We start from the raw sequence: 23,544 nt of genomic DNA, 5'->3' as shown, positions 1-23,544 counted from the left end.
AACTGGAAAACTCTGTATCGCAAAGAAGAAGTCCGCCCTTTCCTCGCAAAGTACGCAAAGGAAATCCGCCAGACAGCCGCGTCGATTGACGCCCTTGCTCGACGCCTTCGGGAACCCAATGAGGCATTCAATGGCGGGTGGCGCTAGACGCTAACCAATCGAAGAACCCACTTGGGACCTCAGCGTTTTTCAGGGCGTATTGTTAACGCTTATAGGTTTTTGCACAACTCGCTTACCGAGGTTGGTTCTTGCGTTGGATGAGAGCTTAGTGTCTCAACTCCCTCGACATTCAAAATTCTTCATCTTCATGCGCTCCCGTGTAAACGCTGGAGGTGCTGACCTCCACACCCTCGATGATCTGGGATGTTAGGCTATCCTCGACTACCTCAAGTGTATGAGGTCGCCGGTTTTTACGGTGGGCACGTCCAGTCGTGGGTGACTGACTGGCTTTGACTTTGGTAGCATCACCGAAAAGGACGATATTTTTTCCTTCACTGTATTGCGCTGATCGAAAGATAATACCCTCTACCGTTCTCTCTTGGTCGTTATGTTTGAAACGATGCAGGTGAACCAAGTATTCAGCTACCACCTGCGTAGGAATGTAGTCCAAGTGCTCATCGCCCGGCAGACATGGTTGGGAAATTTCATTCATGAATTCAGCCATGAAACCCCACAGGCTCAGGCGCTTGTTGTGAGTCTTCGCAAAAATGTTCAGAGCTTTCGGAGGGCGTTCGAATTTTGTTGTATCCAAGACAACCACTGGCCTCACAAAATCAAACTGTGCTGCCATAATCGTCTCTCCGACCGCCGGCCGCAACTCCGCTAATGCGGTCTTCAGGTCGAAAGCTCCATAGAAAGAAGGTATCCCGGATGGGTTCATCCTTCCGGGCATTCGTAGGCTGGGTGGTGGAGGCCCGAGTTCTTGAGCGATGTTGGAAGAGATCGTTTCCTGTGATCGCAGAGAGTTAGCACGTCTTGCTCGAAAGATCGTCAACTTCCCGGGCTCGAGAGTACGGATAGCGGGCTCGTTTCGGTCATCTCGGAGGAGTTGCAAGCCATCGAATATTTCCGACAATGTCCGTCGAGCACTGTCATTGAAGAAACGCTGTTTGCCGACTATTTGCCGTCGGAAGTCTTCCCACATTTGCGACCGATGTTCGTCAAAGACTTCTGTAATGCGTTCATAACCATTTTCTTCTGAGAAGAACGGTTCGTCGCCATCACTCGGCCACCAAGACTCATTTTCGATTATTGCGTTCTGCAATGCGGTAGCTACGTCGTCATGGTCGGCGCCTGTCAGTTCATAAATCAAGTCGATTAAGGTGCTTCCAGTCGGCTCCCCAAAGTAGTTGACTCCCGAAACATAATAGTTGTTCGTTATGACCTCATCCATAATCCGCGCGACCTCTTCTATCGGGACTCCTTTCTTACTAGGATGTTGCTCACATTGACCTTCGTCAAAACGCGGCCGGATTTCTTTTATGCGGTTTTGTAGACTGGAGTTTTCAAAGCAGTCCGGGCATATCAACATGGTTGTCTTTCTAAAATCTGCTAATACAAAAGCAACAATTTTCCCTCGAACTTATTCACTCGAGTTAGGATTCTGTCTTCATTGAAATTGTCTTAGTCGCAGGTCTATTTCCGTCTTCTTATGCGCTTGGCCAATGTGATGGAATCAGAGCGTTGTCGCCACGCCATTCTTCGATGATTGCGCTTTCAAACCACTCATGTCGTAGGTGTGCATGGTCTAAAACGATGAGTTGAAATGGTGCGCTTATCTCTTGGCAAGCTTCATGCATCAATTCAAACAGCGATTGAACTGCGCGCCTATCGGCATCGATCCTGATCTCGTCCAGTGAGCCTTGGCGCGCATCAGGCGGATAATAAGCTTGGGTTGGCTGATCTAACACCAAAAAAGCTGGGACAGGTCTGTCACGTTTTCTAAACCACCAATGCAGTGCAAGGTGTGCCAACACATGATAGCCGACCCAGTTTTCACCACTTCCCATTCTGTTCAGCGGGATAGGACCATCTTCGGTGTTTGCAACAACCGTCAATTTCTTCGCATCCAGCCTCAGAGAGCTACCCTGATACTCTAGGCTTAACTTCTGGGAGTATTCGGTCATCTTCTGGCCAACAAAGTCCAAGAAAGTCGTAATCTTAGATTCCGTTTCTTCGGACTTGAGCTTCGACAGAACTGTTTCGATAAGCTCCTTTACACGATCAAGCTCTGCTTCATCGAAACCATCATCCTCTTCGGGTGAAACAGTTTCGATGAAATTCGTCAGACGTCCAACGTACCGAGCCCTATCAACGAGTTGTTCTTGCGCTGCTCGTGCCTGTTCATCGGAAGATATAGCAGCTCTCAACTCTTTTGAGACCTCTCTTAGATCGATGGTAAGTGCCTGAATCTTCTCTTCCAAAGAAGAAATGTGTGACAGCAAATGAGGGCTTTCTTTATGTACGGACGATAGTTGGTTATCAACGTTTGCGAGAGCAGCATTTACTTCTGAAAGATCAGGAGTTGGGTTTTCCTGAGGTGAGGCACACAAAGGGCATATCGCTCTGTCACCAAGCTGCTCTTTATAAATTCCAATACTGCTCAGCCTAGACTTCTGCTCCGAAACTTCTCTTCCGTAGTCGGTTTGAGCGGACAAAAACGCCTCGGTGGCCGAGCGATCCTTTGACAATTCATCAATACGATTCCAGATCGCACTCCTCTCGTCTTCCAACTGAGTTATTGTTTCACCGAAGTCTTGATAGTCAACGGTTTCTTCGACATCCGTTTTCGCAATTTGCGACAGGTAGTCAAAAACGGAATCGTCGACGGCCTGATAGTCTTGGGGAATCAAGCCAACGCGTTTCCCATCGTTGACCAAACGTGTAACGCGTGATCTGCTCACTTCTACGGCCTGTAACTGTTTGCCTTTTTGAGCCTCCAACAGTCGAGCCTGTTTTCGCAATTCATCAAGTTCAGCCAAGTAACGGAAATGCTCTTCATCCACTGCTCCCAGGAAGTAAGGAAGTGTATCTCGCAAAGCCAGAACCCGAAACGTATCATCCATCCGATTAAATAGCTGATCTTTTCTCGCGATCACTCCTTGCGGTTGGAAACACATAAATAGGGCATGAGAAATGTTCGCGCTCAAAGGGTCTCGAGTGCCAGAAATCGGACGGTGTTCGTTTTCAACGATACCGCAATATTGCGTAATGAACTTTTTTAGGCTGGTCTCAGTTGTGTTTTTCTCAATTTCTTCAATCGAAGGGCGTTCTTCAAGCTTGCCACGTTTGAAGTAAACTTTAGAACCTGTCGATGCGCCGGTTCCGGGATTATCGCGCGCGATAAAAACTTCATCCCCATCGTTTTCAAGATGAAGACCGAACCAAGAAACTTTCTTTCTGATAACGCCCTCAGCCACATTGTAACTGCCCCTTCCCAGACAGTAATCGATAATATCTATTATAGCCGACTTTCCAGTTTTCGACTTTCCTGTAATTATATTTAACCCGTTCGAATTAAAAGTTATTGGGCGCACTTCTCCTGAGTGACTGTAGACGACCATTTCACGAATTATGAAACTCAAGGCCTTACCCCCCAGCCAGAAAGAATCGATGCCTCTGATCCAGATTTAGCAAACCATTTTGCCAAAAACCGCGTCGAAATAACGGTCTCGTTGAAATCAGTCGAAGCTGATTTCAAGAACGACGGTGTGAAGTGACCTTTCTTTTGTCCTATCTTCAAGCCATGGCCTCCACTGAATTCAAGAACTTCTTGATAGATTGCGAATTTTGCACCATCTCGAAGCAAGGGCATAAGCGCACTTGTGCGTCTATGGAGATCGACCAGGACGTCCTCGTTGTCCTGAATCCATTCATAAAGCGACGTCACAGTACGACTGGGGAAACGTTTTCGTGTTTGGCGATGCAGGGACAAGGCCGGAAATAGATACACCAAAGTAATTGGACACGTCTCTTGCTTCGCCTTCGTAAATTCGCGAACGAATTCGCACATGAGAGATGATAGGTACGCAGGATTAAAGGAATATGCCTCTTCGCGCGGACGGTCCCGCCAAGCCTTATGCATTGTCTAATTCCGATGCCGCAACGACAACGCTGTTGTAATCAGGATGCCACCTGACTTTATCCCGATCTGCAAGGCCGTGATAAGAACCCGCAGTAATCCACTTTTCCACAACGTTTCGAAGTGGTGTTGATTCTTGGGTTGCCCAGAGGAATAATTTTCTGCCTAAGTGTACCTTTGCTTCTTCGCTATCAGCACCTTTCAATAGAACCTCCGCCTCGAATTTTCGTCGCCACGCGTCTTGGAGCTTCTCGTCATAGTTGGAGAGTTCATCTTCAAGAATAAGGTTTTCCCTGCTCCAGCGCGACCGCTGAGCATACGCACGATAAAAATCGGACGTTGCGTTTCGCACCATGCCATCGGTAATTTTTATGGCTCTCATCTGTCGGACAAAAACCCGAGCTTCATCGTCTTCACTATATTCCTTGATGTCCAGTTTAGATGGGTCATCTAAGGGCAAAGCATCTTCCGAGAACAACTTTCCAATCTCGTGAGCTTTGAGGATTAAGTGATGGACTGGGATACCTCGCTTGTCCTCTCCCATTAAATGGAGGCAAATCCTGTTTAGCCACCAGCCTTCAAGATACTGTGCAGCAAGTTCGGGGTTGTTTGGTGCCAAGGTAAGAAAGTGCGATGCGATATCCGAAGAAACATCGATCAGATTTGGATGCCTGTCTACGACTACCACGCGCGAAAGCAACAGCTTTGCTTCGCTTGACGTCATGTCCAAAAAGGCGCTGCGCGCTTTATCCGTCGTGGTACTTGTAGATTCTTGTGCAGCAATGGTTAGCAAACCGTAAGCGGCATCAATGTTTTGCTCCGATGCACCCTCACGTAGATTGGACATTGCTGAGCCAGTCGGGCACTCCGCTGTCGTGATCAGCATATAGGTTGTTTTGATCACTTCGAAGACACCCTTTTGGGCCCCCTCGATCCAAATAAGAAGAGTCTTCCAGACGTCTTCGCTCTTATCGCCGAGCGATTTTGGTATTACGTGGTGCTTGGCTTGAACCAAACAATCGGCGAAGTTATCGGTTTCGAATGCAATGTCATCGAATTTCTCAATGGAAATTACCGCATCTGGGTTCTTTCGGATCAGTTCCATGCCATGCAGCAAAGCAAGTCTGCACTGAAACAAGTATCCAGCCATTGGGCCGCTAGCGCTGTATTTTGTTAAATCTGTCAAACTAATCCCTCTTGGGTAGATCGTAGCACATGGCGTTATCAAGTAAAGGTTGAAGGCATTGCACAATTGTCGCACAAATTGAGTGTTTTCAAAGGGATCAAGGCCGCCAACCCCAAACTGGTGTCGTGCGATCAACCTTTAGATTGGTCGCGCCGGTCATGACGGCGCACTCATTGTCGTGCTCGGCGGCTAACCGGACTGAGTGCCGGGGTTTGTTCCCGATGCGGTAGCGACACCAAGGGGTCCATTCTGGTATCGTCGGCCGAAAAAGGTGGATACAATGACAGAAACAGGGGCTGAACATTTTGAGCACATCCAGTTCCGGATCCCAAAAGCGAAACTGGATGAGTTTAACGCCATGGTCTACGAGCGCTACGGCATGAAGCATGGCGGCAAGACCAAGATGTTCCTCGATCTGATTGCGGAACATCAGACATCGCAGAGGATCGCGCTGTTGAAAGCCGAGATAGAACGGTTGGAGCAGCAAAGGCAGGAGAAGCAAGCGCTTTAGAAAAAACCTCCCCGCCCGGCCGATAGTTCCTGTGGTCATGAGTGAAGAGAAGCAGTTGCAAATCCGGCACAAAGAAACGCGACTTTCCTGTAGTAATAGATACTACAACTTGCAGTTGACACTCCAAACGAAGACCGTTGTCCCGTCAAAGTGCTGCCGGAATCCAATCGGAGCTGACCCCTACCGGCGGAATTCCAGGAGGGCACGTAATGTCTGAAGCTGAAGCCACAATCAATGTGGTCGACTACGATAACATTCAGAAAAGCGTTGAGCTCGAATTGGGTGAGACCCTACTGGGCTGGTCGCAGATCGTGACCGAGCTCTTTGAACAGATCAAAATACGCAGTGACGAGCTTGGGATCGAATATCCAAAGGTACTCCAAATCAAGGAGAAATTTGGCGAACTCCGGATCTACTTCAGCAAGGTATCTGAGGATGAACGCATCCGCGGCTGGGTCGCAGCGGCAATCAGCCGAGCAAACCAGAGTTGCGAGAGATGCGGGAACGCAGCACGCCCGCAGAATTTAGGAAGCTGGATCATTACGTTATGCTGCTGGTGCGCGCATGAAGAAGCGGCCAAGCGGTTCAATGAGCACAAACGCCGCTATTTCCGCCGGACGGACGCACCCGAGCACCTCGTCTGTGCGGTCTGTGGTTACGTTGGACATATCGAACGCTCAGATGACAGGCGGAGGTGCCCCAGTTGCGTGAAAAAAGGCTGGTGAGATCTGGGCGGATTCCACACCGCTCACGAAACTCATCGCCTCATGTGGAGTCGGTCTCCCACTGCCTCAGAGAAGACACGGAAACTGCAAACCAGTTCGCGCCGATTAAGAAACCGGACGTTCTGGCGCTCTTGGTGAGATCAGAAACACCTGCCGATTCTCACCTTGAACGGGGAAATATACGTGCCTGAAACGGTCGAGAGGCAGTAGTTGACACAACCCATGATAGAAAGTTCCCGGAACTACGCGGTGAATCACGACGTTTTTCATACTTCGTGTTGACACGATGACCTACGCTGGTTCAGCTTCGCCCCATGACATACACACGCATCCACTGCCAACGAATATCGACCTGAGTCGATACCCCACGCGAAGCACGCGGGAGGCAGCATTGGTATGCGGGCGGGGCTTATACCCCTGTGATAGCTCCAGATTAGAGTGCACGAGTCGGTTCGATTCCGACGCCTCCTACCAACCTCTGGAGGCATTCCATGTCACAAGACCCCAAAACAAATGAAGACCTGAAAAGACGCCTGAAGCTCTACGCCAACGACGAGCTTCTATCGGAAATTAAAACACGCATCGAGACTGGTGAGCTGAAAGAAACGCTTCTGTTTCATGGTGCTACAGGTCGCATGTACTCAGACGATGGGAAAGAAGACAGACGCCGTCTTCCTCCAGACGCCATTCTGCGATTGGTATTCCCTTTTCACGAATTCGATCCTGACAGTATCAATCATCGAAACGTCGCTGAATGCCTGTTCGACTTACCGGACGAACACTTCTCTGCTCTCAAATCGACGGTGGCGGCAGAGACAGAAAAAGGCCTGCATCGTCTAGTTGCTGTGCTGGAGGAAATCGCTTCAGTTCAAGAATCCCAACCCCCTAGAACCGGGGATCCGGCGGATGAGTGAAATCTTCGATTACGATGACATCCGCGGCTCCGTTGAGAAGCACCTCGGGAAAGACAATCTGGGCTGGGTTCGGATTGTCACTGAGTGCTTTGAAGCGATCAAGAAGCACTGCGACCGGCGTGAGGAAAGCTATCCCTCGGTCGGCCAGATCAAGCAGAAATTCGGCTCGCTTCGGATCTACATGGATGGGACGCAGGAAGACACGTTCATTCAACTGCGGTTGCAGCAAGCTATGCAGGAAGCGGAGATGTCCTGTGAGCGGTGCGGAAACGCCTCTACAACTCAGGTTATCGCTACCTGGCATGTCAACCTGTGCTGTTGGCACGCGCACGAGGCGGCCAGTGAGCGGATGGAGACCTTTCCCACGGTGCGTTTGAATACGCGTGCCAAGCGAGATGCGCTTCAATGTCGTAGCTGCGGCTATATCGGCCAAATTGCCTGGGGCGCATCCGGCCACCGCTGTCCTTCCTGTGTGGCGAAAGGTTGGTAACCCGATGAGTGGAACAACCTGGGAAGAAGATGAAATCTTTGCGCTGGCTGGCTTCTGCCATGACGAGGCAGACATCCTCCGCCCTGTTTTGAGCGCAGCCAACTCCCGTGCGTCCTGGAAAATCGTGAAGCAAATGATTTTGGAAAGAGCCAGTTCTGAAGATCTTCTGAAGGTGATCAATAAACGATCTGAAGAAACCGCAAGATTTAGCGATGAGCCCGAGAACTGGCGGCAGACCGAAATTAGCCGTTTGAGGGAAATCGATCCTACTCTGACAGTCTTTGCCCAGGACGCGGTGGAACAGATGGCGAGCCTGAAGCGCTGGAAAGAGGTCATGTGCCTCATCTCCGAACGTCATGCTGCCGATATGAGCATTGAAGCTTCTCGCGCAGAGAGTGAGAAAGCCACTGCTGCACGGTATCTGCTGGACAAGGCGGACTTTGAGTACCTGCCGCGCACGCTCCGAAACGAGATGCCAGAACATATCAAGCAACTCACAACCTGGAGCAATCAATTCGCCCGGCTGGCCTCACTTAATGAGTTGAACGAGCTTCGTGCGGTCTCCCAAAGGTTCCCTCATTGCAACTTCGTCATCAAAGGGATGGCCCATGACATCGAGTGCCGATGGAGCATCGGATCTGACATTCTTCATATCCAACCCACCCTACTGGTTGGCGAGCCCGGGGTTGGCAAAACGGCTTTTGCAAAGACAGCCTGTAAAGCTCTCGGCCTTTATGTGCAGAGCGCAAATGTCGGCGGCAAATCGGAGAACCATTTGTTTGGCCTCTCTGTCGGATGGAGTTCTGCGCATGCAGGGATCGTAACGGAGGCCGTGGCAACGGCACGGGTCCTTAACCCAGTGGTCATCCTCGACGAAATCGACAAGACGCACGCGAGCCGAAACGGAGATATCACTGGCGAACTTTTGGCACTGCTCGAGCCCTCTGAGGCCAGGAGATATCGAGAGAAGTACCTGGCTGCCGACGTGGATGCCTCACATGTGAGTTGGATTCTGACGGCAAATGATCTGAGTGGCGTTCCTGCGCCTCTTCTTAGCCGCTGCACAATCTATGAGATCCCGCCGCCAACGCAGGAGCAACTGCCTGCGATCATTCAAAGCCTGGTGAATGAATTCTCGGCTGAGTTCGGGTTGAGGCCTGAGTTCTTTCGGCTGGATCTGGGCGATGTTGAAGCTTTGGTGGGCACCTATGGGCGGCACCGATCAGTGCGGGTTCTGAGACGGCTCGTGCGCGGCCTTCTGCATCAGAAAAGCAAAAATCACTCGTGGAACTAAGACGATCCCAAAAGAGCCCAAGCGTGCAGACACACCAAAATAGGAAGGACGAAAATGCTAAGAGTTGTTGTTTATGTAAACCGTACCCCAATCGCGGAAGCCCGGGCTGGAAACATGTCCGGACTTTCTGATATCTCCGACTACAAAGTCAGAGTATTCGAAGACGATGCACCGCATCTCGATATCCCGGCTAAGGATGTGAGTGGCTGGATCAAGGGGCACAGACGCCGCAGCAGCGTTTGGTATCTGGTTCGAAAAATCGCAGAGTTGGCTGTACGGGAGATTGAAGCAACGTCTGACAAAGAGCAGGATGTGTCGTCAGATGACACCCAGCAAAACGAGCAATGAAGAGTACCGGAGCCGGTCTCCCGTCCTTCTGCACCATCGCAAACTACTCGCGCTGGAAGACGAGCTTGTTTGCAGAATTAGAGCCTCTCCTGAAGAAGCGCTCGCACGCCCGAGAACTGGTTTTCTGAGGGCGATGAAGTATTATGCAAAGTTAGCCAATTGCCCGAAAGCGTCAGATACAGAGGGGAGTGGCAATGTCGGAAGAAGGTCCCAATGAGACTACCGAAGAATTCGAGAAACGCTGCGAGGTAGATGCCATCACGGTGGCCTTTCTCCTACTCAAAGCAGCTCAATTCGCCTCAGAGGATGGGTTAACGCGGAAAAGCATGAGCGCGGATGAGTGGAACAAACTCGCCCCAAAGCAGCTCTAGCTAGGGTCAGTGCCACCGTTTTCTGAAATGTGCGCTATAGGCCGCTACCAGCCCAAACCGGACCTTCACGGTGGGCTTTGCAAACCCCCAAATGCGGACTTTGCTGCCATTCGCATCTCTGCTCCGGAGTGCAGGAACCCGCACAAAGCGATCTTTGGTTTTGGATCGCTAATGTTGAATTCACGATGTAATGAACCTTGGTAGCCGATTTAAGAAACTGACAAAGACCTACGCGATGGAGCGGCAAACCTTAAGCGTTGGTACTGATGTAGACCTCGACGATCATTGCCTCTAACGTAACTTTCGCGGAGGGCTGACAGTGAAGCGGAAACTTGCGGCGATATTGGCAGCCGATGTCGTCGGCTTCTCACGCCTCATGGGGCGCAATGAAGAAAACACGATTCGGCGTCTAAACATTCTGCTTTCTGAATTGGTTCAACCCCAAATACGCGATTCCAGTGGGCGAATTGTCAAGCTGATGGGCGACGGTCTGTTGGCCGAATTCACAAGTGTGGTCGACGCGGCGGATTGCGCTGTTGCCATTCAACGGGCCATGCAGGACCGAGAACCTGACATTGCCCACGCGCAACGCATTCAATTGAGGATCGGTATTCATCTGGGAGATGTGATTTCCGAAGGTTCAGATATTTTTGGGGAAGGCGTCAACGTGGCCGCAAGATTGGAAGCAATCGCAGAACCCGGAGGCGTCTGTATTTCCGAGGATGTACACCGTCAGATCAAAGGAAAGGTCTCCGGCAGTTTCAGATATCTGGGTGAGCAAGATCTAAAAAACATCGAGCATAGGATCGGCGCCTACAGCATCGATCTCGACCCGGCGCGCCTGTCACCTGAGTTCTACGAAGTTCTAACGGGTGAGCAGTTGGAGTTGCCGGACCAACCGTCAATCGCTGTCCTGCCATTTCAAAACATGTCAGGCGACCCAGAGCAGGAATACTTCGCGGACGGAATTACCGAGGACATCATCACTGCCTTGTCGCATATCAATGGCCTCATCGTGATGGCGCGCAATTCGACCTTTGCCTACAAAGGAAGGTCGGTCGATGTAAGACAGGTCGGGCGGGAATTAGGTGTTCGTTTCGCCCTTGAAGGGAGTGTTCGAAAGGCGGGGCAGCGGGTTCGCATCACCGGGCAGCTTATTGAATGCCAAACCGGGTCGCATTTGTGGGCCGACCGGTATGACCGTCAGATTGAAGACATTTTTACCGTTCAAGATGAAATCACTCGCGAAATTTCCGTATCATTGGCGGTCAACCTTACACACGGACAAGAGCTCAGGCTTTGGGCTGATCAAGCGCCTGACTTTGAGGCGTGGGATTTGATGATGCGTGGCATCAGTGAACAATACAAATTTACAAAAGAAGGGAATCTCTCCGCGATTCAGCTCTACCGGAAAGCAGTTGAGCTTGACCCCGAGAACTCATCATTCAGAACGGGCCTCGGCTGGGCGTTGCAAGTCGGTGCCCGCCTTGGGTTTCATCAAGATCCGAAGGCGTCAACTGACGAGGCCCAGTCCATCTGCGACGCATTGTTACCGATGAAAAATGTCCCGGCTGATGTCTATGCTCTACAAGGGTATATTTTCACAAACGAATCTCGTTTTGATGAAGCCAAAGCCTTCTGCAAAGAAGCTATCGAACGGCAACCCAGCGTCTCGATTTCTCATGCCATGCTGGCAATTGCTTACAATAGTTGTGGTGAATTTGAGGAAAGCCTGAACAGCATGCGAAAGGCCATTCGGCTGTCGCCCTACAGCCCGGACTGGTATTTCAGCCATTTGGGGGATGCCTATCGCGGGTTAGGTCAGCTGGAGCAAGCAAGAACAGTTTACCGGCACTTGGAAACCCGCCTGCCTGACACCTTGTTGTGCCAAATCCGTTTGGCAGCGATCCACGCTGATCTTGATGACACCGAAAATGCTACGAAAGCAGTAGACGCAGTTCTTTCAATCGATCCTCAATTTTCAGTGCAAACCTATACTGGCCATATGGTCTACAAGACTGACGAACTGCGCAGGTTCTGGGCGGATGCTATGCTAAAGGCCGGTCTACCAGAGTAGCGCCGCAGTATTGTATTGGGTTTCAGAGATCAGAAGTTTGCTTCGGCTGCCGCGAATTTGCGCAGCGCTTTCATATGCAAACGGTAAATCGGATCGGACCCAATATCAAATAAGACAGCTATTCGCCACAAGCCGCCATACATTCGTTGCGCAGCATCAGTCACTTTGGGCTCTGTCCGGTCATTCGCCGCACTTTGTGTGATAGACTGAAACCAAGACATTGCGGACGTTGCTCCAAATTGACCAATGACCGCTTTGCCTGCGGCCGATATCGCTCAAGGTCCAGAAATTCGCTATTCACCCCAATAAAGCTCGCATTTCACTGTTTTCCAGGAGAGCGGAAGACCTAGCGTTGTTGATGGCCGTTCTAACCATAGCTTGTGCTAGTTCATCGGATGTCACGCCGATAGACGGAGCTAGGCTTTGAAGCGGTGCAAACAGATAGTCTACCGGTTTCCATCTTCTTCGTTCCGATGGGGCGATGTAGCCGGGGCGAAAGGCAAATTTGCGTTTGATATGGGAGGCGAAAAAAACAGTCTCAGCTTCACCTTTGACTTTCAAAGCAAACGACATGCCACCCCCGTCGGCTCGCGCACCTTGGGCCGAGAACAGGCAGAATGTTGCTTCCGGCGTTGTTTCCTCACAAGCCCGTACAAGGTTGATCAGCCAATCGACGGTGATCTCGGAATAAGCCTCCCTACTGACGCGGGCTGAGTAGGTTGCCAGACAATGAAACACCGTGTCGATACTGGTCAGATACTGGGTATATGAGTCTGAGTTCCCGAAATCCGTAAAGCTGACTTCGGTCAGCTTGGCGTGATTGCGACCCGAATATCTCCGCCCAAGAGAAACAACCTCTGTTACGCTCTCCTCCTCCAGCAATGCAGCCAGAACAGATGACCCGACCATGCCGGTTGCCCCTGTAAGCAGAACGCGCCCGAGAGCTCTTACGGTGGGATCATCCGACATTGTCGCGTCGCTCCGCTTCCGCCTTCAGGCCGCGATTAAATGCCTGGTAGCCCTCCAGATACAATTTCGCCAACCGTCCACCCATCAGGAAAGTCATGCCGCCGATGATCTCGTCCGATTGCACGAACCGGGTCTTTCCATCTGCGGCGGCCTCGACCTTGAAATGGTGGTTATCGCGGATGCCGCCGGGTCCTCTTTCAGCCCAGTAGAACTCGTGGCCGTCTACCACAGTGATCGTGTGATCAATCCGTGTGAGCTTGTCCTTGTTGGGGTCCAGCTGGAAGGCAACATTGATGCTTTCACCGTCCGCGATCTGGCCCTCGATTCCCACAAGGAACGCAGCCCAGGAGCTGTAGTTGGCAGTATCGGTCAGAACCGCCCAAACGGCTTCGGGCGCCGTGTTGATGATGATGTCGGTGTGGATTTTATGATGAGAGAAGCTGACCTTCTCAGTTCTACCAGTTTCCATGATCTTCCCTTTTTTGATCGGTTCAAGCCTCTAGAGGCGCGGCGCGGAGCGCCGTCTCAACGGTGATCCGCCCGAACCGGTCGCGCATGCGCTGCGACCGGAAGAGGTAGATAGAAATGAGAGTGTAGTTGATGCACTCCACCACGAAGTTGCGGTAGCGATCTGGGTTTTGCAGCATGTCGAAGGTTTGGACCGCGCACATCGTGCCAAGTGCTGTGAACATCACAAGCATTGCGATGGGCGTGTAGCGCCAACGCAAAGTGTAACCGGCAAGGAACGTGGCCCCCGACACAGTGATCAAAACCCAATGAAGGGTCTGCATGCCAATTGGGAATGTCTCGTTTTGTAGGGGCATCAGCGGGGCAAATCCTGCGAAGTACTCCAGAAAGCCTAAGAGACCCCAGCTGAGCATGATCAGGGCAGCGAGGATCAACAACAAACTGAAGATGCGTGAAAGTGTTTTTTGCATGATCTACCGTCCCGGAGACTCGGCTCCCAAATGATTGATGTGACTTGGGAGATTACCTGGCAGGGCCTAAGCCCCGGCCGCCGACCTCTCTAGAAAATTGCGGATATCGTATTCGATGTCGCCTTCGTATCGCGGGGCGTAGGTGTCATAGGCGCGCGCGAGTTTTCCATAGCGGTCATCAATGCGAACCCTGTTGTAGGCATGGCTGACCGCGAAAAATTCACCGGCTTTTAGCTGATTAAGCACTCGCCTCACAAACTGGTCCGTCGGCATGCCGAGGCCTTGGCTCATCTCGGAAACCACCAATCCGGGCATGATCAGGGCCACATCCATGAAGTCCGGCGTCTCTTCGGCCAGAAGTTCCGTGATGGCTAAAAGGGCATGCTTGGACGAGACATAGGCATGTGAGGAAGGTACGGCCGTGAAGACACTGTTTTCGGAGCCGAGGTTATAGATCGCGCAGGGTGTTCCGCGGTCGAGCATTCTGCGCCCAAAGACCTGAATTCCATTGAGCGTTCCGAATATGTTGATCTCATAGATACGCCGGAACAGATCCAGATCCATGTCGATCAGCGGCGTGGGGTCCTGGCCAATGCCAGCGTTGTTGATGAGCACATCAACTGGACCAAACTCAGCCTCTGCAAAGTCTGCCAACGCTTCTACTTGGTCGCGTTCCGCGACATCACAGGCTGTTCCCGCCGCGTTGATCCCATTGGCTTTCAGTTCAACCACTGCCTCCTGAACGCGGTCCAATCGGCGACCGCAGATGACGACCTTTGCGCCTTCCTGCCCCATCTGGAGGGCGAGTTCTTTTCCAATCCCCGAGGCGGAGCCGGTGATGACAACGGTCTTGCTTTCGAAATCTTGCATGATCTTTCCTTTTGGGAGGTCTGCACTGTCGCTTCTGGAATGGATGGCGGGGTCAGATTTTGAAGGATTGGCCGGTAAGCTCTTCGGACAGGGTCCATAGCCGGATAGCAATCTCGATATTCGCGGTTATCGGATCGCGGGTGGCCACGCCGACCTCCCCGCTCATTTCCTGGGGGCCGGTGGGGCCGTAGTAATCGCCTCCTTGAACATCCGTGGACAGGGCGGCGTACAGGGTGGGTTTCGCGGCTTCTTCTGGAGAATGTAGGAATTGTTCAACTTGTGCCTTCATCTGCGCGAGCTGATCCGAGGCAACGTTATGGAACAGACCGGACTCAGAACCGCCGGGATGGACGGACAGTGCTTTTTGCCTACGCCCAGAAGCCCGTAGGCGACGGTTTAGCTCGTCCCCAAACAAAAGGTTCGCGAGTTTCGACTGACCATAAGCAATGCCGCCATCCTGGCCACAGGTCAGATCATCAAACTGGATGGTGGCACCCTTGTGCCCGAGGCTTGAAAGCGCGACGATCCGGGATGCCGGATCGTCAGGCACAAGGTCGATCAGCAGCGCCGTCAAAAGAAAATGACCGAGGTGATTGGTCGCGAATTGCAGTTCGATCCCCTCACCATTCGTCTCAGCGGTGTAAAGCAGGATGCCCGCATTGTTGATAAGCACGTCGAGCTTCGCATAGCGCGCGCGGAACGCCTCGGCAAAGCTTCTGACGGAGGCAAAATCGCCCAGGTTTAGCGGCATCACATCAAGCGATGCTGACGGCACGCGTGCCAGCACGTCGTCCCGAGCGGTTTTTGCTTTTTCGAGATTGCGGCAGGCCATCACTACATGGATCCCGGCCTGGGCCATGCCGATTGTTGTTTCAAATCCGATGCCATTGTTGGCTCCGGTGACAATGGCAATTTTTTGGGAAATGGTGGTCATGAATGGCTCCACAAAGTTTACATTTGATGACTGATTGTAAATATTGACAGTCATCCACGTAATGTCAATATGCCCTTTATGAAAAATCGCGACGCCCACATCCTCGACGCAGCAGTCCGTCTCTTTCTTCGTTTTGGGGTTAAGCGGACAAGCATGAACGATATTGCGGAAGAAGCAGGGTTATCGCGACAGACGCTCTACAAGGCATTCGCCAATAAAGACGCAGTTTTACAGGCCACGATCCGATCAATGGCGGACAAGGTTGTCGTAGACATTGAGGCCGGGCTAATGAATGCAACGGGACTCAGTGCGCAATTGGATGTGATCTTCCAGCACACAGTGATTGAGCACTACGATGTCCTTCAATCCTCGCCGAATGCCGAAGACATCATTGCGGGCGTAACCGCTTCTTCGCAGGAGGAGCTTGAAGCAGGTGCTCAACGGAACACTGAGATTATTGCCCGAATTTTAGAGCCTTTCTCGGATGACCTTAGGGCTGCGGATTTGTCGGTGGCCCAATATGCAGACTTTATCCAACGCACTGCGACGGCGGCAAAATACACGGCGAAAAACAGAAAACACTTGGTGCAACTGCTCGATGCACTCCGCGTCTCTGTGCTGAAGGTAGTCAACGCGAATTAGTTCAAAGAATGTCCAATGTGGAATTCGATGCCCGCCGCGGCATCGGGCAAAATAGACCCGTGGTCGACCGTCGCTACCTCTCGCATAATTGGCTGGAGGCAGCCCAAAGCCGACGTTAGGAAGGTTTGTGAAGTGTGCCGAGGACAAACTCACCGATACCAAAAATTTTATCGCAAACGCATCTAAATCGAGGCGTACGAGATTAACGATTATGCCAACCCGTAGCAAAAAGGTGGTATCTGAGCGCTCGGGTCACCAAGGTTTGCCCAATGACTTCAGTTTTCTGCCCGATAGAGAATTGTGCCTCTCTGGTTGATCAGGCGCACTTCTCCAGTGGAAGGGTGGAAATAAGCTTCAACACGTTTGCCGTCTGGCATGCTTCCATAAACTTCCCAACAACCACCATCCTGTTTCATGCGGTTCACGGTCCAACCGTCCGCAGTGATCTTCTCGGTCAGTTGCACTTCAGTCAGCCAGTTTTCAGCTTCCACCGGCTCACACTGATACATGCCAGTAGCCTGAACCGTTGTCGGAAGTGCAATCGATATGGCCAGAATCCACGTCTTCATTTGCTGTCCTTTCGTTAAGCAGCGCGTGCGCGTCTGCGACTGAGGTTTTTCCAGATTCTGAACGCTTCGAGTCCAGCCAAGGGCACAAAGTGCACAAGTGCAGGTCCAAGGTTGTTGTGGACGAAAATCCAGTGCAGCAGCGTCGCAACTGCCGCCACATAGACCCAGCGTTGGAGCGATTTCCAAGCCGGGCCTAACCTTCGGACGGACCAGTCATTGGAGGTCACTGCAAGTGGTATAAATACGAAGAAAGCGAGCCAGCCGGTCCAAATCCCCAGAGCCAATGCCTCTCCAAGAATGGCCCGAACACTACCCATATCAAACAGATAGAGAACGGTATGGAACGCCGCATAGGCAAACGCACCCACTCCAAAATACCGGCGTCGTTTCATCATCCATTTCCAGAATCTAGAGGCCGGAAACAGCATACGCATCGGCGTGAGTATCATTGCGACGATCAGAAAACGGGCTGAGAATTCACCAGTCGGATGCAGGAGCAGCTCGGTAACAGGTTCACCTTCTCTTCCAGGTTGACCAGATATCAGGGCAAGAACCATCGGAACTGAAGGCAGCGCGATAAGACCCCAAACAAAGTAACGAGAGTTTAATACTTGCCTAAGCACTGAGAACCTCATTGTTGGAGCGTCCACGTTCTAGTTTGAACGTGTCAATAACAGTGTTCCGTCGAAAATTCGCGCGGCTAGATTCTTCACTTCAGATTGTAGGGACAGAGGGTCAATTCAGTTTGATGATAAGCCCAGGCCCGTCACAAACTCGTATGATGCCTGGACCAGATCAAAAACCACTTCCAATTCGTCCGTGTTCATCGGCGTGAAGATCATGACAAAGCCGCCCCAACCTGGTCTTTGATCTGCCCAGGGATGGCTGACGGCCCATCCTTTTTCGGCTGCCATCTTAGCGAGCGCCGGTGACAGGGACGCATGAAGGCTGCCGTCGGGATGTATGTGGGCAAACTCGCGACCGCCGACGATGACGTCCGGTCGGGCCAGCTTTGTATCTTCAGTGATCCAAAAGCCCAACGCTCCTGGCAAGGACACGACCGTTTGCCTGATCTCAACACCAGGCAATTCCGACACCTTTCCTAGGAGGGCTTCGGATAACTCGGGGACTGGCTTTACGCCAATCTGAACATGCGGGACGCCGTCCGTTGTCCGCGGAATTGGTGTCTCACGCATTGGCAAGTTCGTGATGTCGGCCAGTGCGTGGGAAGCCCCGAAGGTGCAAACAAGGGAAGCTGTCCAAATCAGGCGGTGAACTTCCATGATCCAATCTCCTTTTGACAAGCTTTATCCATGATAGGCTTGGCTGACCGCGAAACTGTCTTCGAACCAATGCCACAAGACGACTTGCCCGTCGCGAACCTTGGCGCGAAGCGCGAAGGAAAACTCGCCGATGTCCTTGCCGGACTTTGTCGTTTTCCCGTTCATCTTACCGAAAACCGCGACAGTGTCGCCGGACGCGAAAGCGTCGGTATTTTCCCACATTGTGGTTTCAAAGTTTGACGAGAATACACTGAGAAACTCAAAAATCGCCTCTTTTCCCTCGGCGCCGCCTACCCAAGGCAATGTAGTGTCACCTTCGTTGTGCCATACCATGTCATCGGCCATAAGGTTGGCCATGCTCTCCATGTCGCCGCTACCCATAGCGCCCATGAATGCCATCACGGTATCAAAACTTGACTGCGTGTCCGCATCACCATCAGCGGCATTCACCTGATTGCCCAGGGTGGCTGCCAAAGCAGAGAGCCCCAGAACCTTCAAAGCATTTCTACGTTCCATGTCCATTTTCCCTTCAAGACGTCCTGTCCAATTGCTCAGAACCGGAGCTCAATTGATTGTCAGACTATCGACCCGCGAGTTGTTGCAGCGCACCCGCCCAGTCTTCGACGTGGTAAGAGCGAATGATCTTGCCGTCGTTCAATTCGTGGATATCGATTGTCATGATGTCGAAGCTCCGGCCCTCACCGTCGACACCAAACATTGGTCCAACAGGCGTACCGGTGGCGCGGCTGCGGACGGTCACGAAATCCCCGGCCTGATGCATGGCTTGTACAGACCATTCAAGATCCGGAATCAGTTTCCCGAAACCTCCGATTTGGCCTAGGAAGGCTTCGCTGGACTTGCTGGACCCTGAATAGTCGCCGATGCTTTCCCAATTTTCAGAGACTGACGCCTCAAAGGCTGCCACGTGATCTTGTGACGTTGGATTGCTAAGCAAATCATAGAATTTTTGCACGGTCGCGGTGTCGTCCGCCATTGCTCCACCTGCAACTGAAACGAATGCGGCCGAAAGCGCTAGGTTTTTGATCGTCATGTGATGCTCCAATTTAAGGATGAGGGGTGAATTCACTCGTGGTGTCGGGCTGCGTTCCCGCGGTGTGGATCCATTCCAATTCCGGGTTTTCACGGAATGCGAAACGTTCGAGATGATTGGTGACTACTTGAACCACCCGTTCTAGGTTCGCCTGAGAACTTGCACTGACCAACACGTGCGGACCCGAAGCATCTTGGTTGAGGTCACATCGACCAAATGGGAATTTCACCCAGCCGGTATCCTCGTCGCAACATGCTTCAACCTTACGACCGAAATGGTGACACAAGGCCGCAATATACCGTCCGCCCCGTTGAGTAAAAAATGTCGCGTGCAGTTGCATCGGTTTGCTCCGTCTGACTTGCACATAAAATATTTTCGCCGCACTGTTATGAAAATTGTCTAAATTCCGATAAGATAGTTCTGTTTGGCCGAACAATGATTGAGCATCTTAGACATATGGCTATCTTCGCCCGCGTCGTGGATGAGGGCTCGTTTCGCGCGGCAGCAAAAAGTATTGGCCTGGCGCCGTCACGCATCAGCGAAACGGTAACGGAACTTGAGAACTTTCTGGGCGCTACGTTACTCTATCGCACAACACGCAAGATCGCGCTGACCAATGAAGGCCGAGTGTTCTATGCCCGTGTGGTCGACATGATCCGAAGCGCAGAAACCGGTTTGAATGAGTTGAACGCGCTGTCGCTTGAACCTGTTGGTGCGCTTCGGGTCTCTGTACCGGCTTTCATGTCGTCGTCAGAGCTTTTGACCACAATGGGTGAGTTTGCAAGACAGCACCCGCATGTGGCGTTGTCTCTTTCATTTACCGATCATCCAGTGGATCTTATCGATGACGGGTTTGACTTGAATATTCGAGTGGGTTGGCTCGAAGACAGCTCGATGATGTCTCGAAAACTGGGTGAAATTGACCGTTCTCTAGTCTCTGGCGCTGATTACGCGGCTTCTCGACCAGAACCAAAGCACCCCGATGATTTAGAGAACTGGGATTGGATCAGTTATGCTCAGCGGTCTGACACCATTGAGTTCATCGCTCAAAACGGAAAGATCGCGAAAGTAGCAGGTAACGCTCAGGTTCAAGTCGACAATGTCGATGCGTTGCACCATCTGACGCAACAGAACCTTGGTGTTACTGTGTTGCCTCAATATCTGGCCGAACGCGGCCTGAGATCAGGGAACTTTGTAAGACTTCTGCCCGACTGGCAACTCCGCCCGCTTGGGATTTATGCAGTATGGCCAGATCAGTCGCGGCGCGAGAACCTGACTGTGCACTTTGTACGTTTTCTGGCGGAGAACCATCAGAATTGAGCTTTGTATTTGGCCGGTAAATCCACGATAGAAGTGCAGCCAGTACTTCTGGTAGACTGTGTCAATTGGAACTGACAGCCCAAACCGGACATTCCAAACTAGACTTTGCAAATCCCGAGATGCGGGACTTTGCTGCCGTCGGTCAATTGCATTCAAAAAGCTACTCTCGGTACCTAAGCGGAACTTCGGCAATTCTACCGGGCCTAAGAAAACGACCTACGTTTGGGCCAGAAAATGCTTCAGTTACAGGTCTCCCTGTGCCTCCCGCCACCGATCACGCCCGATACTTGGCAAGTTCATTCCAAACCAATTCAACCGCGGCAGACGTGTTCTGCGACTTGCGCGCTGCACAAATGTTCCATGTAAGGTTCTGTTTCATCGACACGGGTTTTGCGGTCTTCGCACGGGTCAGCTCTGCGAATGTGTCCGGCATCCCTCCAACGATAAATTCAGGCTCTGCCAGCAGTCCAGTCAGAAGGTTGTAGTCGTCGCATTCGATATGCGGCTGCGCATTGACCTTTTCGACAGCCTCGGCACCGCCACCAAGTGCTTTTGTCAAAGCGGCTTTCCAATGTTTGTGGAGATGGGGTGATGCAAAGGGAAAATCGAATATGCCTGCCATGGTTTGCGGGCCGCGCTGGTGAATCTCATGATCTCGATGAGCAACAAACTGGATGGGTTGTTTCTCCATCACCATGATCTCGACATCTTCGGCTTCAGGTGTGTAGGTCAGATCGCCAAGGAACACGTCGAATTCCCCTGCCTGCAATAAGTCGAGCGGACGTGCATAGGCACTCACCAGAATTCGGAAGCGCAGGTCAGGCATTGCCCTTCGTACGGCGCGCAAGACTGGCAGGATCAAAGTTCTTGTGGTTAACGGCCCGCAACCAATCAGCAAAGTACCCGGCCCGGTTTCACGCAAACCGGCCACACGGGTCGTATAGCGGTTCAGGTCTTCGCGCAGCGCCTGAGCGATTGGCAAAAACTCCTGCCCCGCGCGTGTCAACGTGCTGCTGTTTCGGCTGCGATGGAACAAAACAAGTCCCGTGTGTTCTTCAGCCTGCCCGACATAGCGGGACAAGGACGCGTTGGATACACCCATCGCACGAGCGGCGTTTTGGAAGCTACCGGTTTCAGCCAATGTGAGAAAGGCGGTCAAAGCGTTTTCGTTCATCATACGGTCTAATTGTTTCAGGATTTGTGTTTTAGTTTTCACAATATGAAATCATGGTAAAGCTCTGTTGCGACAAGAAACTCTCAATCGCTATCCCTGATGGACCCTTCGATATTCCCACCATCGATATCGTCTTCCACGTCCACAGAGGTAATAATGTTCATTCTTCGATCTATTGCGGTTTCCGCCACGCTGGCCACGGCGACGGTCTCTGCCATGCCGGTTTTGGCCGGAACCGACCAACCCAATATCCTTGTCATCATGGCCGACGATGTCGGCTGGGCCAGTCTGGGCAGCTATCATCAGGGCGTGAAAAGCATCAAAACCCCCAATCTTGATCAACTGGCTGCCGACGGTATGCGTTTGACGGATTATTATGCTCAGCCAAGCTGTACTGCTGGACGGTCAGCCTTTATCACCGGACAATTGCCAGTTCGTACCGGAATGCACACAGTCGGCCTGCCCGGAGACCCTGAAAAAGGTCTGAACGAAAATGACCCGACTTTGGCCATCATGCTAAAATCTCTGGGCTACACGACCGGTCAATTCGGCAAGAACCATCTGGGGGATATGAATAAATTCCTGCCGACGGTGAAGGGTTTTGATGAATATTGGGGTTGGCTCTACCATCTGAACGCGATGGAATACACATCCGACCCGGACTGGCCGAAAGATCAGAAATTCAACGACACATTTGGCCCTCGGAACATCATTCACGCGTACGCCACGGATACAGTCGATGAAACTGTGGACCCACGCTGGGGTCTGGTTGGCAAGCAACGCATCATCGACGATGGTCCGGCTCCGCCTGAGCGGCAAAAGACGCTGGACGACGAGGTGACAGCCCACACGCTGGACTTCATCTACCGCGCAGTCGACAGCGATACGCCTTTCTTTGTCTGGATGGCACCGGCGCGCGCGCATGTCTGGACCCATCTGAGCCCCGAATACGAGGCCATGCTGGGCGACGGGCGCGGCTTGCAGGATGTCGTGATGAAAGAGCTGGATGACAACGTCGGCAAAGTCATGGCGCGATTGGAGGAATTGGGTGTCTCGGACAACACGATTGTTGTCTTTACGTCCGATAACGGCCCCGAAACCATGACCTGGCCCGATGGTGGAACAACACCGTTCCATGGCGAAAAGGGCACAACCTGGGAAGGCGGTTTCCGCGTCCCGGCCATCATTCGCTGGCCCGGAAAAGTCCCCGCCGGAACCGTGAGTAACGGTATTTTTGCCGGTCTTGACTGGATGCCCACCCTTGTTGCCGCCGCCGGAGGGCCGGGCGATCTGCCGGACTCCTTGCTGCAAGGCTATGAAGGCTATCAGGTGCATCTCGATGGATATAACCAACTGTCTTTCCTGACCGGTGAGGGCGAGAGCAGCCGGGACGAGATCATCTACTACGAAGGACCGGACCTGCAAGCTGTACGCCATGGTGACTGGAAAGCACATTTCACGATCCAATCCGAAGGCTGGGCTGGCCCCAAGGAGGAACTGAACGCACCCCTGCTGTTCAACCTGCGTCGCGATCCTTACGAAAAAGCGGCCGAGGAATCCGGGATGTATACCCGCTGGATGGGCAACAAGATGTGGGCATTTGGGCCGGCGGCCAAAATCGTTCAAAACCACCTTTCTACGTTCAAGGACTATCCTCCACGGGGTTCGGACGTCACCAACCAAGGTCATGTTGAAGAACAAATCTCGACCGAAGGCGGGATGTCACAGTAGAAATCAACTCACGGGAGGCACCAATCCTTGCCTCCCGATCCTAACAAGAACTCGCGAGGAACACCT

Annotated in this window: 26 protein-coding genes and 1 tRNA gene; 11 read left to right on the top strand and 16 right to left on the bottom strand. The window is 52.1% G+C overall.

The genetic code is table 11. The features are described from left to right. Positions 1-289: 289 nt before the first annotated feature. The 4 genes from AC2TCY_RS08715 to AC2TCY_RS08700 all read right to left on the bottom strand — a co-directional run bounded on the left by AC2TCY_RS08715 (position 290) and on the right by AC2TCY_RS08700 (position 5,267). Positions 290-1,393, bottom strand: a complete 1,104-nt coding sequence (locus AC2TCY_RS08715; protein WP_480846838.1) for an RES family NAD+ phosphorylase — start codon at positions 1,391-1,393, stop codon at positions 290-292. A gap of 256 nt (positions 1,394-1,649) precedes the next feature. Beyond that, the gene (locus AC2TCY_RS08710) at positions 1,650-3,563 is read right to left on the bottom strand and encodes a DUF3732 domain-containing protein (RefSeq protein ID WP_480846976.1); all 1,914 of its coding nucleotides are present in this window, start codon (positions 3,561-3,563) and stop codon (positions 1,650-1,652) included. 17 nt (positions 3,564-3,580) lie between these two features. Beyond that, positions 3,581-4,084 carry a three component ABC system middle component gene (locus AC2TCY_RS08705; protein ID WP_480846837.1) on the bottom strand — a complete coding sequence of 168 codons (504 nt, stop codon included), beginning with the start codon at positions 4,082-4,084 and terminating at the stop codon, positions 3,581-3,583. Further along, entirely contained in the window at positions 4,077-5,267 is a 1,191-nt protein-coding gene (locus tag AC2TCY_RS08700) for an ABC-three component system protein (RefSeq protein ID WP_480846835.1), read from the bottom strand. The genes AC2TCY_RS08705 and AC2TCY_RS08700 overlap by 8 nt, the downstream gene beginning before the upstream one ends. A gap of 280 nt (positions 5,268-5,547) precedes the next feature. Between AC2TCY_RS08700 and AC2TCY_RS08695 the strand changes: the two genes are divergently transcribed. From AC2TCY_RS08695 to AC2TCY_RS08660, 8 genes are all read left to right on the top strand, one after another. Then, positions 5,548-5,778: a DUF1192 family protein gene (locus tag AC2TCY_RS08695; protein ID WP_480846834.1), complete on the top strand. Its 231-nt coding sequence runs from the start codon at positions 5,548-5,550 to the stop codon at positions 5,776-5,778. A 209-nt stretch (positions 5,779-5,987) separates the two neighbouring features. Then, positions 5,988-6,503, top strand: coding sequence for a hypothetical protein (locus AC2TCY_RS08690; protein WP_480846833.1), 516 nt, complete (start codon positions 5,988-5,990; stop codon positions 6,501-6,503). A gap of 380 nt (positions 6,504-6,883) precedes the next feature. Continuing rightward, a tRNA-Ile gene (locus AC2TCY_RS08685) sits at positions 6,884-6,977 on the top strand. 17 nt (positions 6,978-6,994) lie between these two features. Next, the gene (locus AC2TCY_RS08680) at positions 6,995-7,417 is read left to right on the top strand and encodes a hypothetical protein (protein WP_170795806.1); all 423 of its coding nucleotides are present in this window, start codon (positions 6,995-6,997) and stop codon (positions 7,415-7,417) included. Next, the gene (locus AC2TCY_RS08675; protein ID WP_480846831.1) at positions 7,410-7,907 is read left to right on the top strand and encodes a hypothetical protein; all 498 of its coding nucleotides are present in this window, start codon (positions 7,410-7,412) and stop codon (positions 7,905-7,907) included. Before AC2TCY_RS08680 ends, AC2TCY_RS08675 begins: the two co-directional genes overlap by 8 nt. Before the next feature lie 4 nt (positions 7,908-7,911). Next, the gene (locus AC2TCY_RS08670) at positions 7,912-9,201 is read left to right on the top strand and encodes an AAA family ATPase (RefSeq protein WP_480846829.1); all 1,290 of its coding nucleotides are present in this window, start codon (positions 7,912-7,914) and stop codon (positions 9,199-9,201) included. 54 nt (positions 9,202-9,255) lie between these two features. Beyond that, positions 9,256-9,549, top strand: a complete 294-nt coding sequence (locus AC2TCY_RS08665) for a hypothetical protein (protein WP_480846828.1) — start codon at positions 9,256-9,258, stop codon at positions 9,547-9,549. A 690-nt stretch (positions 9,550-10,239) separates the two neighbouring features. Further along, positions 10,240-11,997, top strand: coding sequence for an adenylate/guanylate cyclase domain-containing protein (locus AC2TCY_RS08660; RefSeq protein WP_480846827.1), 1,758 nt, complete (start codon positions 10,240-10,242; stop codon positions 11,995-11,997). 297 nt (positions 11,998-12,294) lie between these two features. On the opposite strand, the gene AC2TCY_RS08655 is transcribed toward AC2TCY_RS08660, so the two are convergent. The 5 genes from AC2TCY_RS08655 to AC2TCY_RS08635 form a co-directional block, all read right to left on the bottom strand. Then, a complete protein-coding gene (locus AC2TCY_RS08655) occupies positions 12,295-12,966 on the bottom strand; it encodes an NAD-dependent epimerase/dehydratase family protein (RefSeq protein WP_480846826.1) in 672 nt (223 codons plus the stop codon). After that, a complete protein-coding gene (locus AC2TCY_RS08650) occupies positions 12,956-13,435 on the bottom strand; it encodes an SRPBCC domain-containing protein (protein ID WP_480846825.1) in 480 nt (159 codons plus the stop codon). The genes AC2TCY_RS08655 and AC2TCY_RS08650 overlap by 11 nt, the downstream gene beginning before the upstream one ends. 22 nt (positions 13,436-13,457) lie before the next feature. Then, the gene (locus AC2TCY_RS08645; RefSeq protein WP_480846824.1) at positions 13,458-13,904 is read right to left on the bottom strand and encodes a hypothetical protein; all 447 of its coding nucleotides are present in this window, start codon (positions 13,902-13,904) and stop codon (positions 13,458-13,460) included. A gap of 66 nt (positions 13,905-13,970) precedes the next feature. Continuing rightward, on the bottom strand, positions 13,971-14,774 hold the full coding sequence (locus AC2TCY_RS08640) for an SDR family NAD(P)-dependent oxidoreductase (protein WP_480846823.1): 804 nt from the start codon (positions 14,772-14,774) through the stop codon (positions 13,971-13,973). Between the two features lie 52 nt (positions 14,775-14,826). After that, entirely contained in the window at positions 14,827-15,708 is an 882-nt protein-coding gene (locus tag AC2TCY_RS08635) for an oxidoreductase (RefSeq protein WP_480846822.1), read from the bottom strand. Positions 15,709-15,777: 69 nt separating this feature from the next. On the opposite strand from AC2TCY_RS08635, the gene AC2TCY_RS08630 reads away from it, so the two are divergent. Next, on the top strand, positions 15,778-16,350 hold the full coding sequence (locus tag AC2TCY_RS08630) for a TetR/AcrR family transcriptional regulator (RefSeq protein ID WP_480846821.1): 573 nt from the start codon (positions 15,778-15,780) through the stop codon (positions 16,348-16,350). Positions 16,351-16,625: 275 nt separating this feature from the next. Here the strand turns inward: AC2TCY_RS08630 and AC2TCY_RS08625 are convergent, their stop codons facing one another. The 6 genes from AC2TCY_RS08625 to AC2TCY_RS08600 form a co-directional block, all read right to left on the bottom strand. After that, entirely contained in the window at positions 16,626-16,919 is a 294-nt protein-coding gene (locus AC2TCY_RS08625) for a PepSY domain-containing protein (RefSeq protein ID WP_480846819.1), read from the bottom strand. 14 nt (positions 16,920-16,933) lie between these two features. Continuing rightward, positions 16,934-17,476, bottom strand: coding sequence for a protein-methionine-sulfoxide reductase heme-binding subunit MsrQ (locus AC2TCY_RS08620; RefSeq protein WP_480846975.1), 543 nt, complete (start codon positions 17,474-17,476; stop codon positions 16,934-16,936). A 183-nt stretch (positions 17,477-17,659) separates the two neighbouring features. Continuing rightward, a complete protein-coding gene (locus tag AC2TCY_RS08615; RefSeq protein WP_480846818.1) occupies positions 17,660-18,202 on the bottom strand; it encodes a luciferase domain-containing protein in 543 nt (180 codons plus the stop codon). Positions 18,203-18,226: 24 nt separating this feature from the next. Then, the gene (locus AC2TCY_RS08610) at positions 18,227-18,718 is read right to left on the bottom strand and encodes a nuclear transport factor 2 family protein (RefSeq protein ID WP_480846816.1); all 492 of its coding nucleotides are present in this window, start codon (positions 18,716-18,718) and stop codon (positions 18,227-18,229) included. Between the two features lie 64 nt (positions 18,719-18,782). Continuing rightward, a complete protein-coding gene (locus AC2TCY_RS08605; protein ID WP_171188037.1) occupies positions 18,783-19,253 on the bottom strand; it encodes an ester cyclase in 471 nt (156 codons plus the stop codon). Positions 19,254-19,266: 13 nt separating this feature from the next. Then, positions 19,267-19,593 carry a DUF2218 domain-containing protein gene (locus AC2TCY_RS08600; RefSeq protein ID WP_480846814.1) on the bottom strand — a complete coding sequence of 109 codons (327 nt, stop codon included), beginning with the start codon at positions 19,591-19,593 and terminating at the stop codon, positions 19,267-19,269. A 116-nt stretch (positions 19,594-19,709) separates the two neighbouring features. Here AC2TCY_RS08600 and AC2TCY_RS08595 point away from each other — a divergent pair, with 116 nt between their 5' ends. Next, on the top strand, positions 19,710-20,573 hold the full coding sequence (locus AC2TCY_RS08595) for a LysR family transcriptional regulator (RefSeq protein WP_480846813.1): 864 nt from the start codon (positions 19,710-19,712) through the stop codon (positions 20,571-20,573). Positions 20,574-20,847: 274 nt separating this feature from the next. Here AC2TCY_RS08595 and AC2TCY_RS08590 read toward each other — a convergent pair whose 3' ends face one another. Beyond that, the gene (locus AC2TCY_RS08590) at positions 20,848-21,789 is read right to left on the bottom strand and encodes a LysR family transcriptional regulator (RefSeq protein WP_480846811.1); all 942 of its coding nucleotides are present in this window, start codon (positions 21,787-21,789) and stop codon (positions 20,848-20,850) included. 114 nt (positions 21,790-21,903) lie between these two features. Here AC2TCY_RS08590 and AC2TCY_RS08585 point away from each other — a divergent pair, with 114 nt between their 5' ends. Next, complete coding sequence (locus AC2TCY_RS08585; protein WP_480691749.1) at positions 21,904-23,478, top strand: arylsulfatase; 1,575 nt, start codon at positions 21,904-21,906, stop codon at positions 23,476-23,478. Positions 23,479-23,544: the final 66 nt, after the last annotated feature.

The organism is Ruegeria sp. HKCCD7181 (assembly GCF_057221055.1).
This window is presented reverse-complemented; position numbering and strand designations above follow the sequence as displayed.